The organism is Leminorella grimontii ATCC 33999 = DSM 5078 (assembly GCF_000439085.1).
GTDB lineage: Bacteria > Pseudomonadota > Gammaproteobacteria > Enterobacterales > Enterobacteriaceae > Leminorella > Leminorella grimontii.
In genome coordinates this window covers 63,824-77,405 of the sequence record NZ_AUUA01000014.1, presented here as the reverse complement: position 1 = coordinate 77,405, position 13,582 = coordinate 63,824, and the positions used below count along the sequence as shown (strand labels likewise).

At 55.4% G+C, this 13,582-nt stretch carries 14 protein-coding genes; 8 read left to right on the top strand and 6 right to left on the bottom strand.

All coding sequences use genetic code 11. From position 1 onward, the window contains the following. Nucleotides 1-10: 10 nt before the first annotated feature. Together ulaR and ulaG are read right to left on the bottom strand one after the other, a co-directional pair. Nucleotides 11-766: an HTH-type transcriptional regulator UlaR gene (gene ulaR, locus G544_RS0114725; RefSeq protein ID WP_027275313.1), complete on the bottom strand. Its 756-nt coding sequence runs from the start codon at nucleotides 764-766 to the stop codon at nucleotides 11-13. A 133-nt stretch (nucleotides 767-899) separates the two neighbouring features. Beyond that, nucleotides 900-1,964: an L-ascorbate 6-phosphate lactonase gene (gene ulaG, locus G544_RS0114720; RefSeq protein ID WP_027275312.1), complete on the bottom strand. Its 1,065-nt coding sequence runs from the start codon at nucleotides 1,962-1,964 to the stop codon at nucleotides 900-902. Between the two features lie 409 nt (nucleotides 1,965-2,373). Here ulaG and G544_RS0114710 point away from each other — a divergent pair, with 409 nt between their 5' ends. Genes G544_RS0114710 through G544_RS0114685 form a run of 6 tightly spaced genes read left to right on the top strand, consistent with a single transcriptional unit; the run spans nucleotide 2,374 to nucleotide 6,841 of the window. Further along, nucleotides 2,374-3,795 (top strand): PTS ascorbate-specific subunit IIBC, encoded by a 1,422-nt coding sequence (locus G544_RS0114710; RefSeq protein WP_027275311.1) that lies wholly within the window; start codon nucleotides 2,374-2,376, stop codon nucleotides 3,793-3,795. A 3-nt stretch (nucleotides 3,796-3,798) separates the two neighbouring features. Beyond that, nucleotides 3,799-4,104, top strand: coding sequence for a PTS ascorbate transporter subunit IIB (ulaB, locus tag G544_RS0114705; RefSeq protein ID WP_027275310.1), 306 nt, complete (start codon nucleotides 3,799-3,801; stop codon nucleotides 4,102-4,104). Nucleotides 4,105-4,116: 12 nt separating this feature from the next. After that, complete coding sequence (ulaC, locus tag G544_RS0114700) at nucleotides 4,117-4,590, top strand: PTS ascorbate transporter subunit IIA (protein ID WP_027275309.1); 474 nt, start codon at nucleotides 4,117-4,119, stop codon at nucleotides 4,588-4,590. Between the two features lie 25 nt (nucleotides 4,591-4,615). After that, the gene (locus G544_RS0114695; RefSeq protein ID WP_134388959.1) at nucleotides 4,616-5,272 is read left to right on the top strand and encodes a 3-keto-L-gulonate-6-phosphate decarboxylase UlaD; all 657 of its coding nucleotides are present in this window, start codon (nucleotides 4,616-4,618) and stop codon (nucleotides 5,270-5,272) included. Nucleotides 5,273-5,282: 10 nt separating this feature from the next. Beyond that, nucleotides 5,283-6,143, top strand: coding sequence for an L-ribulose-5-phosphate 3-epimerase (locus G544_RS0114690; protein WP_027275307.1), 861 nt, complete (start codon nucleotides 5,283-5,285; stop codon nucleotides 6,141-6,143). Next, the gene (locus tag G544_RS0114685; RefSeq protein ID WP_134389248.1) at nucleotides 6,143-6,841 is read left to right on the top strand and encodes an L-ribulose-5-phosphate 4-epimerase; all 699 of its coding nucleotides are present in this window, start codon (nucleotides 6,143-6,145) and stop codon (nucleotides 6,839-6,841) included. The genes G544_RS0114690 and G544_RS0114685 overlap by 1 nt, the downstream gene beginning before the upstream one ends. Before the next feature lie 76 nt (nucleotides 6,842-6,917). Here G544_RS0114685 and panE read toward each other — a convergent pair whose 3' ends face one another. Further along, nucleotides 6,918-7,850: a 2-dehydropantoate 2-reductase gene (panE, locus tag G544_RS0114680; RefSeq protein ID WP_027275305.1), complete on the bottom strand. Its 933-nt coding sequence runs from the start codon at nucleotides 7,848-7,850 to the stop codon at nucleotides 6,918-6,920. A 189-nt stretch (nucleotides 7,851-8,039) separates the two neighbouring features. Between panE and G544_RS0114675 the strand changes: the two genes are divergently transcribed. Together G544_RS0114675 and G544_RS0114670 are read left to right on the top strand one after the other, a co-directional pair. Beyond that, nucleotides 8,040-8,636, top strand: coding sequence for a phosphatase PAP2 family protein (locus tag G544_RS0114675; RefSeq protein ID WP_036024204.1), 597 nt, complete (start codon nucleotides 8,040-8,042; stop codon nucleotides 8,634-8,636). 179 nt (nucleotides 8,637-8,815) lie between these two features. Further along, nucleotides 8,816-9,844 (top strand): TerC/Alx family metal homeostasis membrane protein, encoded by a 1,029-nt coding sequence (locus G544_RS0114670; RefSeq protein ID WP_027275303.1) that lies wholly within the window; start codon nucleotides 8,816-8,818, stop codon nucleotides 9,842-9,844. A 9-nt stretch (nucleotides 9,845-9,853) separates the two neighbouring features. Here the strand turns inward: G544_RS0114670 and G544_RS0114665 are convergent, their stop codons facing one another. From G544_RS0114665 to G544_RS0114655, 3 genes are all read right to left on the bottom strand, one after another. Continuing rightward, nucleotides 9,854-10,219 carry a 5-carboxymethyl-2-hydroxymuconate Delta-isomerase gene (locus G544_RS0114665; RefSeq protein WP_027275302.1) on the bottom strand — a complete coding sequence of 122 codons (366 nt, stop codon included), beginning with the start codon at nucleotides 10,217-10,219 and terminating at the stop codon, nucleotides 9,854-9,856. 147 nt (nucleotides 10,220-10,366) lie between these two features. Further along, nucleotides 10,367-11,719, bottom strand: coding sequence for a sigma-54-dependent Fis family transcriptional regulator (locus tag G544_RS0114660; RefSeq protein ID WP_027275301.1), 1,353 nt, complete (start codon nucleotides 11,717-11,719; stop codon nucleotides 10,367-10,369). Beyond that, nucleotides 11,706-13,511, bottom strand: coding sequence for an ATP-binding protein (locus G544_RS0114655; protein WP_036024202.1), 1,806 nt, complete (start codon nucleotides 13,509-13,511; stop codon nucleotides 11,706-11,708). Before G544_RS0114655 ends, G544_RS0114660 begins: the two co-directional genes overlap by 14 nt. Nucleotides 13,512-13,582: the final 71 nt, after the last annotated feature.

Below are 13,582 nucleotides of genomic sequence, written 5' to 3'. Positions count from 1 at the left end.
ACGCCCTTGGCTAAACCAGAATGACCTGAACGCCCTGAGCGATAAGCTGTTCTACGATGCCGCGATCGGCATTTTGCCCGGTGATGACGATATCGATAAGATCTGCGCGGCTAAACAGCATGCCCGCACGCTGCCCGACCTTGCTGCTGTCGACCAACACCACCAGCTTGCCGACGTAGTTGAGCATTTTCTGTTCCGCCATGGCGGTGAGCATATCCGTTTTGTACAGGCCGTCTGCAGTCAGCCCCTTGCCGCTGGTAAACATCCAGTGCCCGGCATAGAGGGAAGCGTCTCCGTCCTGCGGCGCCAGGGTGATCGCCTGACTCTTGTTGTATTGACCGCCCATAATGACCACGCTGTCGTGCTCCTGCTCAATCAGAAAGTTAGCCAGCGGCAGGTAGTTGGTAATGATTTGCGCATCTTTGCCGCAGATCTCCCGCCCTAGCAGAAAGGCGGTGGAGCCACAGTTAATCACCACGCTTTCTCCGGGCTTCACCAGTTGGGAAGCCGCCCGGGCGATTTTCACTTTCTCATCGTGATTTTGCGCCTGATGGATGTTCATCGGCGTCCAGGCGATGCGGTTTTGGCTAACGGCCTGAGCGCCGTTGCGGACTTTCTTCAGCTTGCCGGCGTCGTTAAGCTTGTTGATGTCCCGACGCGCGGTCGCCGGTGAGACGTCCAGGCGTTGAATGACCTGTTCAACGGTAACGAAGCCAGCCTGCTGCAGCATTTCCTGAATAATCTGGTGTCTTTGTGATTCAGTCATGAAAAGTCCGGAAGTTTAGTGATTACTCGGTGATTATATTTGAAACAAAGCCCGTCGCCTACTCTCAAATGAGGGAAATGACATAAGCCGGAAATGTCCGGCTTATGTTTTATCGCGCATAGCGTCTGAGCAATTACAGGAATGATTTAAACGGTAGGTCCGGCTCGATGGTGAAGCAGTCGTCAAATCCTCTCGGATAGTGATATTCAAAGTTGTCCTTATCTAACGGCCAGACAAACTTGCCGCCCACCTGCCAAATATAGGGCTTGAACTGGTACTGTAGCCGGTCTTTCTTCATGTCCCATAGAACCCGGATTTCCTGTGGGTCGGCCTGGAAGTTCGACCAAATGTCGTGGTGGAATGGAATAACGACTCGGGCATTAAGGGCTTCTGCCATGCGCAGGATGTCGGCGCTGGTCATTTTGTCCGTGATGCCGCGGGGATTTTCACCATAGGAGCCCAGCGTTACGTCGATATGGTGCTCGTTGCCGTGCTTGGCATAATAGTTGGAGTAGTGCGAATCACCACTGTGGTACAGGGTGCCGCCCGGCGTTTTGAACAGATAGTTGACCGCCCGCTTGTCCATGCCGTCCGGCAGCTTGCCTTCGGCTTTCTCTGTGCTGGGCAGCGTAATGAGCGCGGTGCGGTCAAAGGCGTCCAGCGCGTGGATCTCGATATCTTTAATCTTTACCACGTCGCCAGGCTTAACCACGATGCAGCGCTCTTTAGGCACTCCCCAGCCGATCCACATATCCACGCAGGTCTGCGGGCCGATGAAGGGGACGTCGGCGCTGCAGTTTTTCATTACCGCCGCCGCGACGTTAACGTCGATATGGTCGTTGTGGTCGTGGGTCGCAAGAATCGCGTCCACCTGGCGAATAGCGAACGGATCGAGAACGAAAGGCGTCGTTCGCAGATTAGGCTGAAGCTTCTTTACGCCCGCCATACGCTGCATCTGGTGGCCGGTTTTCATTAGCGGATTCGCGTGACTTTGCTTGCCCGTACCGCACCAGAAGTCGACGCAGACGTTGGCGCCGCCCTGCGATTTTAACCAGATTCCGGTACAGCCTAGCCACCACATGGCGAACGTGCCCTGCGCGACTTCCGTCTGTTCTATTTCTTCATTCAGCCAGGACCCCCATTCAGGAAACGTACTCAAAATCCAGGATTCTCTGGTGATGGCGTCAATTTTACTCATGGCGTCTTTCCTCATTGCATTATGTTGTAGTCATATTTAATCACAAAAAGATTATTTATGATTAAATTTTCATGAAAATATCATTTTATAACTAAGATTGAAAACGTTATTTCCAGAATAATCGGACGCTTTTTATTCCATTGAGAGGCGGAGATAAAGGAAGCATGAGGGGATATTCTCATTTTATTCAAGGTAATGAGAATGTCTCTGATTTGGCTTTGGCGGTAAGAAACCTAATAGTTACTGAAATAATTAAGTTGGGATATAAATCACATATAGTCAAATTTAATCTTTTTGTGATCAAATTTGATTGATAGAGTGTGCGGGAAAACAAGACAGCCTGTCGCTCATGGGAAGCAGAAAACAATTATCGAGCTACGGGTCCACCGAGTGCTGAATGGAGTGCTTTATGGAAACCCTCTACACCATTTTTACCGTTTTTTTCAATCAGGTAATGACCAATGCTCCTCTGCTGTTGGGCATTGTAACCTGCCTTGGCTATATGCTGCTGCGTAAAAGCGCAACGGTCATCATCAAAGGGACAATCAAGACCATTATCGGCTTCATGCTGCTACAGGCGGGTTCCGGCATTCTAACCGGAACGTTCAAGCCCGTTGTCGCCAAAATGTCGGAAGTTTACGGCATTAACGGCGCAATTTCCGACACCTATGCCTCCATGATGGCCACTATCGAACGCATGGGCGACGCCTACAGCTGGGTAGGATATGCGGTTTTATTGGCGCTGGCGTTGAACATCACATACGTTCTGCTGCGCAGGATAACCGGCATTCGAACCATCATGCTGACGGGACACATCATGTTCCAGCAGGCGGGGCTTATCGCCGTATTCTTCTTTATTCTGGGCTATCCGATGTGGACGACGATCGTGTGCACCGCCGTGCTGGTCTCCCTTTACTGGGGGATTACGTCCAACATGATGTTTAAGCCGACTCAGCAGGTGACGGACAACTGCGGCTTCTCCATCGGGCACCAGCAGCAGTTCGCCTCTTGGATAGCCTACAAGCTGGCGCCCTACTTGGGGAAAAAGGAGGAAAGCGTTGAGGACCTTAAGCTGCCGGGCTGGCTGAATATTTTCCACGACAACATCGTTTCTACTGCCATCGTGATGACGGTGTTTTTTGGCGCAATTCTGGTCTCTTTCGGGCTCGATACCGTGCAGCAGATGGCGGGGAAAACCCACTGGTCCGTCTATATCATCCAGACCGGCTTCCAGTTCGCCGTCGCCATTTTCATCATCGTTCAGGGCGTGCGTATGTTCGTTGCCGAGCTGTCCGAGGCGTTCAACGGCATCTCCCAGCGCCTGATACCCGGCGCGGTGCTGGCGATTGACTGTGCGGCAATTTATAGCTTCGCGCCCAACGCCGTCGTTTGGGGATTCATGTGGGGCACTATCGGCCAGCTTATTGCCGTCGGCATTCTTATCGCGGTCGGATCGCCTATCGTGATTATCCCCGGTTTTATCCCCATGTTTTTTTCCAACGCCACAATAGGCGTCTTTGCCAACCACTTCGGCGGCTGGCGCGCGGCGCTCAAGATCTGCTTATGTATGGGGATGATTGAAATCTTTGGCTGCGTTTGGGCGGTAAAGCTGACCGGCCTTAGCGCGTGGATGGGCATGGCCGACTGGTCGATCCTCGCGCCGCCGCTGATGCAGGGGCTGACGCTCGGGCTGTGGTTTCTCGGCGTGGTTGTCGCGATAGCGCTGGTCTACATGTTCTTCGCCGGTCGCAGCCTGCGGCGTGAAGAAGATAGGGAAAAACGGTTTACGGCCTCTTCCGTAAACTCTGCAAACTCACTTACTGAGGAATAAATCATGACAGTACGCATTTTAGCCGTATGCGGTTGCGGGCAGGGCAGTTCAATGATCATGAAAATGAAGGTCGATCAGTTTTTAACGCAGCAGGGGGTAAGCCATTCGGTGAACAGCTGCGCCGTAGGGGAATACAAGGCCGAGCTGGGAAGCGCTGACATTATCGTCGCTTCAACCCACGTTGCCGATGAGATAAGCGTGACGGGGAATAAGTACGTTGTCGGCGTGCGCAATATGCTGTCTGCTGAAGACTTCGGACCGAAGCTGATGGACGTTATCAGGGCGCATTTTCCACAGGATGTCAAATAGGAAGGAGAGAATATGAAGCTGCGTGATTCTCTGGCTGAAAATAACTCGATTCGCCTACAGGCTGAGGCCGGCACCTGGCAGGAAGCGGTCAGGATAGGCGTTGACCTGCTGGTAGAGGCGGGCGTCGTTGAGCCTCGTTACTACCAGGCTATTCTGGACGGCGTTGAGCGCTTTGGCCCCTATTTTGTTATTGCCCCCGGTCTGGCTATGCCGCACGGTCGCCCGGAGGAGGGCGTCAAAAAGACCGGCTTTGCCCTGGTGACGCTGAAAAAGCCGATAGCCTTTAATCATGAAGACAACGATCCGGTGGACATTCTCATCACGATGGCCGCCGTTGACGCCAATACCCATCAGGAGGTCGGCATCATGCAGGTCGTTAATCTGTTTGAGGATGAGGAGAACTTTGACCGGCTGCGCGCCTGCCGGACGGCTCAGGACGTACTGGCGCTGATTGACGCCACGGATGCCGCGCTTTCGGCGGCGTAACGACAAACTTAACGAGGAAAATACGATGTCTCACGCTTTACCCATGCTGCAGGTCGCGCTGGATAACCAGACGCTGGACAGCGCCTATCGCACTACCCGTTTGATTGCCGAAGAGGTCGATATTATTGAGGTCGGCACCATCCTTTGCGTCGGTGAAGGCGTTCGCGCGGTGCGTGATTTAAAGGCGCTCTATCCACACAAGATTGTCTTGGCGGACGCCAAAATCGCCGACGCAGGGAAAATCCTTTCGCGCATGTGTTTTGAGGCCAGCGCCGACTGGGTTACGGTCATCTGCTGTGCCGATATCAATACGGCAAAGGGGGCGCTGGAGGTTGCTAAAGAGTTTAACGGCGACGTTCAAATCGAACTGACGGGGTTCTGGACCTGGGAGCAGGCGCAGGAATGGCGTCAGGCCGGCATCGAACAGGTGGTGTATCACCGCAGCCGGGATGCGCAGGCGGCAGGCGTAGCCTGGAGCGAGGCCGATATTAGCGCGGTTAAGCGCCTGTCCGACATGGGCTTTAAGGTGACGGTGACCGGTGGACTGGCGCTGGAAGACCTGCCGCTGTTCAAGGGGATACCGATCCACGTCTTCATTGCCGGGCGCAGCATTCGCGACGCCGCCGACCCGGTTGAGGCCGCCCGGCAGTTCAAACGTTCCATTGCCCAGCTTTGGGGATAAGGAGAAGCCTATGCTTCGTAAAGCCGTACCGCTCGGCATTTATGAAAAGGCGCTGCCGCCGGGAGAAGACTGGTTTGAGCGCCTGAACCTGGCGGCCGAGTTGGACTTCGACTTTGTTGAGATGTCGGTGGATGAAAGCGATGCCCGACTGGCGCGGCTTGACTGGAACAAAGAGCAGCGCCTGGCTTTGGTTAACGCCGTTGCCGCCACGGGCGTTCGGGTGCCTTCCATGTGCCTTAGCGCCCATCGCCGTTTTCCGCTGGGCTCGGAAGACGATGAGGTGCGAAATCGCGGTCTGGAGATCATGCGCATGGCTATTCAGCTTGCGCAGGACGTCGGCATTCGGGTCATCCAACTCGCAGGGTACGACGTTTATTATCAGCAGGCCAATGACGAAACCCGAGCCCGCTTTCGGGACGGCCTGAAGCAGGCGGTGGAGATGGCCAGCCGCGCACAGGTGACGCTGGCGATGGAAATCATGGACTATCCGCTGATGAATTCCATCAGCAAAGCGTTGGGATACGCCAGCTATCTGAATAACCCCTGGTTTCAGCTTTATCCCGACATTGGCAATCTGTCGGCCTGGGATAACGACGTGCAGATGGAACTTAAGGCGGGCAGCGGTCACATTGTCGCGGTCCACATCAAGGATACCCGCCCCGGCGTGTTTAAAAACGTCTCGTTTGGCACAGGCGTCGTGGACTTTGAACGCTGTTTCACCACGCTCAAGGACTGCGGCTACTGCGGGCCCTATCTGATTGAGATGTGGAGCGAAAGCGCCGACGATCCCATCAAGGAAGTAAAGGACGCGCGGGACTGGGTGAAGCGAAGGATGGCCAACGCCGGCCTGCCCATGGAGGCGGTTTTATGATCACAGCGTTAAAACAGCAGGTCTTTGAAGCCAATATGGACCTGCCTCGCCACGGGCTGGTGACCTTCACCTGGGGAAACGTCAGCGCTATCGACAGCGAGCGGAACGCCGTCGTGATTAAGCCGAGCGGCGTGGCGTACGAAACGATGCGGGTGGAGGACATGGTCGTGGTCGATATGGAGGGCCGCGTGATTGAGGGAAACTTTCGCCCGTCGTCGGATACGGCGACGCACCTGGCGCTTTACCGGCGCTACCCTCAGATAGGCGGCATCGTACATACCCATTCAACCTACGCGACCGCCTGGGCGCAGGCCGGGTTGCCGATCCCTGCGCTTGGCACCACGCATGCGGACTACTTTTATGGCGATATTCCCTGCACGCGGGCGCTGACCCGTTCGGAGGTTGAGAGTGACTATGAGCTGAACACCGGGCGCGTGATTATCGAGACGTTGGGGGAAGTCAACCCGCTGCATACGCCGGGCGTCGTGGTGTATCAGCACGGCCCGTTCGCCTGGGGAAAGGATGCGCACGACGCGGTGCATAACGCAGTGGTGATGGAGGAAGTGGCCCACATGGACTGGGTGGCCTGCTCAATCAATCCGCGCCTGCGCCCGATTGATGGTTATCTGATGGATAAACACTTTAATCGCAAGCACGGGCCCGGCGCATATTACGGCCAGACTGATAAGCAGCGCTGACCGATACCGTTGTTGTTGAGGTGGTTTTTTGGTTGTTGATTGGTGCGCCCTGTGTCGACGGGGCGCGCCGTTTTTTTTAGGCTTGCTCTTTACGCTGGCTCTCATAGGCCTTCATATGAACGTAGGCCGTCCGCAGTCGTACCAGCGCATCGTCGGCGAAGCCCGCCCGTTTCGCCCGCAGTAAAAGATCGCCAACTATCTGATCGGCCTCGATTCGGTATCCCTGCTGTAAATCGCGATACATGGACGCAGTCAACGAAGAACCCGGCTCTGTCAGCATTTGATGCGCGCGCTCGGCGCTTGGCGAATAGCCGCAGGCCTGGGCGATGCTTTTGATTTCGTCTATCAGGGCCAAAATGAACGCCTTTCCCCCCGGCGCTGCGACAATCTCGCCTATCGGCGCCCGCATCAGGCAGGTACTGGCGGCAAGGGAGGAGAGAAACAGCCACTTTTCCCACATGGAAAGCAAAATGTTGTCGCTTTGCTGTGAGTTGAACTCAGCCCGGCTAAACGCTTCAGTAATGGCCTGCGTGCGTTTGGACGACGTTCCGTCCAGCTCGCCGAAGGTGATGTTATGAACGGGCGTCATGCGATGAACGGCGCCGCTTTCATCAAGCGTTGCCACGACGTTGCACAGGCCGCCGAGTATCTTCTCTTTGCCAAACCGGTCGCTGAGGGTTTGAACGTGCCGCATGCCGTTAAGCAGCGGCAGAATCGCCGTTTCTTTTCCTACCGCCGGGGCGAATGAGTTCATTGCGCCGTCGAGATCGTAGGCCTTACAGCTTAGCAAAATCAGATCGAACGTGGGGGTGAGGTCCTGTTCCAATACGATTGGAGGATTGGAAAAGGTGATGACCGGTTCCTGCGGGTTGCGAAGCACCAGGCCGTTCTTTTTTAACAGCTGCGCGCGGGTGGGGCGAACGAGAAAGGTGACGTCCTGGGACGCCTGTAAAAGCCGCCCGCCAAAGTAACCACCGACGGCGCCTGCGCCTACAACGAGTATACGCATTACTCCTCCTTACATAGGGCTTTTTTATTCGTTACATCATCATAGCGCCTGACGAGGAAATCGGTTGGAAATTGTGCGCAATCGGTTCTTAAGATTTCTTTCATATTTACGCTCTACGCTTGCGGTGAATGGGGGCATTTTGCATGAGAAACGCCCGTTTAAGCTTTGAAAAACCGCGCGAGGCGACGGATGACGTTTACTGAACACATTAATCAGGTCGGATTTTTGGCTATCAACGGCACGCCAAACTCTCCCGAGTGGCTAACCGCCATCGCCTATTTTTTTGCCCAATGGGCCATGATGATTGTTCCCATATGGATTGTCGTAGACTGGCTGTGGCGCGGCCAGCGGCCATTCGCCTTAAGGGCCGTCATTGCGTTGGCGCTGGGGATGCTGGCGGCGAAGCTTATAGCGGCGCTTTTCCCCCATGCCCGGCCCTTTGTTGACGGTTTGGGCTATCAGCTGCTTGCCCATTCGTCGTCTCCCTCTTTCCCCAGCAACCACGGCACCGCGGCCTTTACCTTTGCTTTAGCCTTTTTATTCTGCGGGCGCTATCGGCAGGGGGCTGCGTTTATGGCCTGGGCGGCGGCGATCGCTTGGTCGCGCATCTATCTCGGCGTTCACTGGCCGCTGGACATGGCGGGAGCGTTAGCGGTTGCGGTGTTTGCTAACCTGTTGGCCCGTACCGCCTGCGTACGCTGGGGCGACGGGGCATTGCGGGCGATTGAGCGAATTTATCGTGCGGCTTTTATGGTGCCGATTAGGCGGCGCTGGGTAAATTATTAAGCCGCCTTCGTCTAACCCGAACCCGTGCAGCGGGGGCTTTTCAGCCTCCGCCTTGTCTCCCGCATTCTCACCAGGCTCGCTTTTTATCGCCTACCGCCCCTTTCTTTTCATGGGAGTGGTATAATCTCCCCCTTAATTAAAATCCCATCCGCTTTCGCTCACTGAAGGTTTTATCTTTTATGGAACAGTCCGGCCTTGGTTTCCCGACGTTGACGGTGACGGTATTTGTCGTGCTTGCCGTTTCCGCCCTTGCTATCGATCTTATCGCGCACCGAAAGGATAAGCCGATTAGTCTGAAAAATGCGGCGGCGTGGTGTGTATTTTGGCTTTCAATCGGCCTGGGCTTTGGCGCGTTTTTGTATTTCCGACACGGGGCTGAAGTCGCCAGCCTCTATCTGACCGGCTATGCGCTGGAAGAGGTGCTGTCGGTAGACAACCTGTTTGTGATTATGGCGATCTTCGCCTGGTTTAAGATCCCGGAAGGTTTCCGCCATCGGGTGCTGTATTGGGGCATTATTGGCGCCATCGTTTTTCGCGGTATTTTTGTTGCCGTCGGTACCGGGCTGTTGGCGCTGGGCCCTTGGGTTGAGATGGTTTTCGCGCTGGTGGTTTTTGGCACCGCGGTGATGATGCTTCGCGCCAAGCACGACGGCGACGAGATTGAAGACTACTCAAATCACCCGGCTAACCGCTTGGTTCGCTTGTTCTTTCCCGTTTATCCCAAACTTGTTGGCCATCGCTTTTTGGTCAGTGCGAAAGAGATCGAAGAGGATTTAGCCCGCCCGGAGAATCGAGGCTTTCAGTTTTCGGTGAAGAAAAACGTACGCTACGCGACGCCGCTGCTGCTGTGCGTCGCGGTTGTCGAGCTGTCCGACGTGATGTTCGCCTTTGACAGCGTTCCCGCGGTGATCGCGGTCAGTCGGGAACCGCTGATCGTCTATTCCGCCATGATGTTTGCCGTGCTGGGGCTAAGAACGCTTTACTTTGTGCTTGAGGCGCTGCGCAACCACTTGGTGCATCTGGAAAAGGCGGTCATCTTCCTGCTGTTTTTCGTCGGCGTAAAGCTGGCGCTAAACGCCAGCAACCACCTGTGGCATCACGGCTATAACATCAGCGCTTCGGCCAGCCTTTTGGTCGTGCTGGCCGCGCTCGCGCTGGGGATCCTCGCCAGCCTGATTTTCCCCGAGAGGGAGAGTAAGAAAGAGTAACCCGTCGGCTTATTGGTTAACGATAACCTTATGATAGTTGTCGTTATCCAGGTTGCCGACTTCAACGGTAATTTCCGTCTCGATACCGCCGGCTGCGCCAAAAAGCGCTTTGGCCTTGGTCAAAATTATCTTGGCCACTTCCTGCTTCACCGCCGCGCTGCGCCCGGCGAACATGCGAAAATCCACGTGCATGACGGCCTTTTCTTTATTGCCCAGTCCGATAACGGCGTGGGCAATGGGGATAAGGTAGGTTTTGAAGTTGCTCGCATCGGACGCAATAACCGGCGCCAGCGCGCTGTGTATTTGCAGCGCAAAATCGTCCAGCTTCTCTTTGGCGGGCAGGTTTGGGGTGTAAGTCACGTGTATGTTGGGCATCTGGTATTTCCATAGAATGAGTCGAAGGCCGTCCACTATATATACCGGCGCGTTTGGATTTACGCAAACATAACACAATAAAAACCTGAGACTTTTTCTATTAAAAGTGAAAGCGTCGGCCGCCAGGCGCAGCGGCCGCAGGAGAGGCTATTTTTGCAGCTTGGCCAGCAGCGTTTTTCGCGTAATGCCGAGCTGCCGGGCCGCTTCGGTTTTATTGCCGCCGGTTTTTTCCAGCGCCGTCAGAATGGCCTCTTTTTCTACCAGTTCCAGCGGCTGGATAGGCGCATTGGGATCTCTTTCGAGGCCATTCTGCGCCGTTTCCAGAAACTGATTGATTGAGAGAGGAAGCTCCCTTTCGCTGATGTAGTCGCCGCTGAGTAAAATGACCGCCCGCTCGACGGCGTTTTCAAGCTCCCGCACGTTGCCGGGCCAGGAGTACTTCAGCAGCATGTCCATCGCCTGCGGCGTAAAGCCTTTGACCGTTTTACGGTTTCTGGCGGCGAATTTTTCCATAAAGTACATCGCCAATACGGGAATATCCTCCGTGCGTTCGCGAAGCGGAGGGCTGTCTATCGTAACGACGTTGAGTCGGTAGTACAGATCCTGACGAAAGCGGCCCGCGTCCACTTCTGCCTTGAGATCGCGGTTGGTGGCGGCGATCAAGCGAACGTCGACGTTTAGCGTCTGGTTGCTGCCGACGCGCTGAATCTCTCGCTCCTGAATAGCGCGCAGCAGCTTGGCCTGCATCAGGAGCGACATTTCGCCAATTTCGTCCAGAAACAGCGTCCCCTTGTCCGCTTCCATGAATCGGCCTTCACGCCGCTTGTCTGCTCCGGTAAAAGCGCCTTTTTCGTGGCCAAACAGCTCGGACTCCAAAAGCGATTCGCTTAATGCCGCACAGTTTACGGTAACCAGCGGCCGGTCTTTACGCGCGCTGTTGGCGTGAACGGAACGGGCAATCAGCTCTTTACCGGTGCCGGATTCGCCGCAGATGAGCACCGTGGCTTCCGATGGCGCGATCGTGGCGATCATGTCCATCAGTCGGCGCATTTGCGGGCTGCGGCCTATCATGTTTTCTCTATCGAGCGTCAGGCGCTGTTTGAGATCCTGATTTTCCGTCTTCAGACGGGCGTGTTCCAATACCCGCTCAATGGTCAGGCGCAGCATGTCGAAGTCCAGCGGCTTGGTTAGGTAATCGTAAGCGCCGGATTTGATGGCTTCAACGGCGGATTCGACGTTGGAGTAGGCCGTCATGATAAGAATAGGAATAGCGGGGTTGTAGGCTTTTATCGCTTTCAGCGCTGCGATGCCGTCCATTTCGGACATGCGTACGTCGCTGAGCACCAGATCGAAAGGCGTTTGCTTGACGCGTTCTATCGCCTCAAGGCCGTTGTGCGCCAGGGTGACATCAAAGCCCCAGCCCTTCATCAGGGCCTGAATAATCGTGCAGTGGCTGATGTCATCGTCCACGACCAGAACGTGGGGTTTATGGCTCATCATTACCCGATGCCTCCTCAATTTGGCTGCCCGTCTCGCGCCGGACGGGAATGTTCATCGTAAATTGCGTACCTTCCCGGAGTCGGCTGGTGACGCTGATTTTCCCCTGATGTTCTTCAATCACTTTTTGCACGATAGTCAGCCCCAGTCCTGTGCCGGAAGCCTTGGTGGTGAAATAGGGGTTAAAGATGTTGGCGAGATCTTCCGGTTCGATGCCCTTGCCGCTGTCCTGAACGATGACGTTGATGCCTCCTTCCTGTGCGTTTTCCAAAGTGACGCTCAGAACGCCTTCGCGGTCGATAGCCTGAATCGCGTTCAGGTACAGGTTCAGCAGCGCCTGCGTGAAACGGTCCGGGTCGATATTGACGTCGGGAAGCGCGTCGTTGCGGGTGAAGCGTAGGGATATTCCTCGAGCTTGAACATCCTGACGGATAAGCAGCAGCGAGTGGTCGATAACGTCGTTAAGATTGACCAACTGCTCCTTGAGATCGGAAGGGCGCACCAGCTCAAGCAGCTCGGTGACGACGCGGTTAAGCCTGTCGACTTCTTTCGTCATGACCTGAGCCAGCTCTCTCTCTTCGCTGCCCTGCGCCGAGCGGCCTTCGAAGTATTTAGCGAAACCCTTGATCGACGAGAGCGGGTTTCTGATTTCATGAGCGACGCCGGCGGCCAGGTTGCCTATCGCCGCCATCTTTTCTTTACGGCGCACCTCTTCCTGTAGCTGACGCACTTCTCGCATATCGCGGAAGAGAAAAACGTTGCCCAGAAAGCCGCCGTCGTCGCTTTTTATTCCTGCGACGCTAATGCTCAGGGGAATGAGCCGACCGTCGCTAAGTCGGATATCCAACTCCTGCTCAATGACCGGTCTCTGGCGCTGGCTGACTTCCGCCAGCTGCTTCCACTGTGCGGGCAGGGCTTGGGCAATGTCCCTATTGCACAGGCTGGCCGAGTCGGCCGCCAGTATTTTTTCCGCCGCCTGATTGACGACGCCGATTCGCGATTGGGCGTCGGTCATAATCAGGCCGATGGGCAGATGGCTGATGATTTCGCCGGAAAACGTGCGGGAAACCTGAAGTTCGCGGCTTGATAGCTGATAGCGTCTGGCCCAGAACATGGCGAGAACGCCCGCCAGCGCCAACAGTGCGAGGATGGCTAAAGAGATTCCCGTGTTGCGAAGGTCTTTTGCCTGCATGGCGTCCAGCGCGCTGGTGTCAAAGGCGGCAAAGACTACCTGCGGCTCCTGTGCGTCATCTTCCGGCGTCGCCTCTTCCGGCGGCGGGCGATGCATCATTCCCATATGTCCGCGATGGCCCGCGCGCGCCATGGGTTTGAAATAGCGGTAGACCTCAAAGGCGTTCTGCCCGTCGTTGTTTTCGTCAGTAACGCGGGTCATCCGCCACTGCTCGGTGGAGCCCGGCTGCAGCGCTTTCATTTCGCTTTCAGAGTAAAGGCTGCGGCCAATCATATCGGGGTTGCTGTGGGCCAGTATTCGGCCAGAGGGGTCGGTTACTGCGATGTATAAAACGCCCGGCTGATAGGTCATCTCTTGCAGCAGCGCCTGCCTTTGTTCTCTGCGCCAGCGCATTCCGATCCCGGTTCGAGTGCCGGATTCAAAGGCGCGGATAAGGACGGCGCTTTTTTCCATCAGAGTCTGGATCTCGCTGTCTCGATTACGATTAAGATCCCGGATTGCCATAGTCACGATGATGCCGAGCAACACCATGATAAAGCCGATAAACAGCCAGGACGGCAGAGTAAACAGCGGGCCGGGGCTTTTTTTCACGGTTTTAAACATTGCGGACCTCATTGCCTATGGGGTGGGTAGTTATGACCCGAGGCGAGTAATAATTACCCGTACTATAGCCG

Coding starts and splice junctions, on each gene's coding strand:
- ulaR (WP_027275313.1), bottom strand. CDS start 766: ATGACTGAATCACAAAGACACCAGATTATTCAGGAAATGCTGCAGCAG.
- ulaG (WP_027275312.1), bottom strand. CDS start 1,964: ATGAGTAAAATTGACGCCATCACCAGAGAATCCTGGATTTTGAGTACG.
- G544_RS0114710 (WP_027275311.1), top strand. CDS start 2,374: ATGGAAACCCTCTACACCATTTTTACCGTTTTTTTCAATCAGGTAATG.
- ulaB (WP_027275310.1), top strand. CDS start 3,799: ATGACAGTACGCATTTTAGCCGTATGCGGTTGCGGGCAGGGCAGTTCA.
- ulaC (WP_027275309.1), top strand. CDS start 4,117: ATGAAGCTGCGTGATTCTCTGGCTGAAAATAACTCGATTCGCCTACAG.
- G544_RS0114695 (WP_134388959.1), top strand. CDS start 4,616: ATGTCTCACGCTTTACCCATGCTGCAGGTCGCGCTGGATAACCAGACG.
- G544_RS0114690 (WP_027275307.1), top strand. CDS start 5,283: ATGCTTCGTAAAGCCGTACCGCTCGGCATTTATGAAAAGGCGCTGCCG.
- panE (WP_027275305.1), bottom strand. CDS start 7,850: ATGCGTATACTCGTTGTAGGCGCAGGCGCCGTCGGTGGTTACTTTGGC.
- G544_RS0114675 (WP_036024204.1), top strand. CDS start 8,040: ATGACGTTTACTGAACACATTAATCAGGTCGGATTTTTGGCTATCAAC.
- G544_RS0114670 (WP_027275303.1), top strand. CDS start 8,816: ATGGAACAGTCCGGCCTTGGTTTCCCGACGTTGACGGTGACGGTATTT.
- G544_RS0114665 (WP_027275302.1), bottom strand. CDS start 10,219: ATGCCCAACATACACGTGACTTACACCCCAAACCTGCCCGCCAAAGAG.
- G544_RS0114660 (WP_027275301.1), bottom strand. CDS start 11,719: ATGATGAGCCATAAACCCCACGTTCTGGTCGTGGACGATGACATCAGC.
- G544_RS0114655 (WP_036024202.1), bottom strand. CDS start 13,511: ATGTTTAAAACCGTGAAAAAAAGCCCCGGCCCGCTGTTTACTCTGCCG.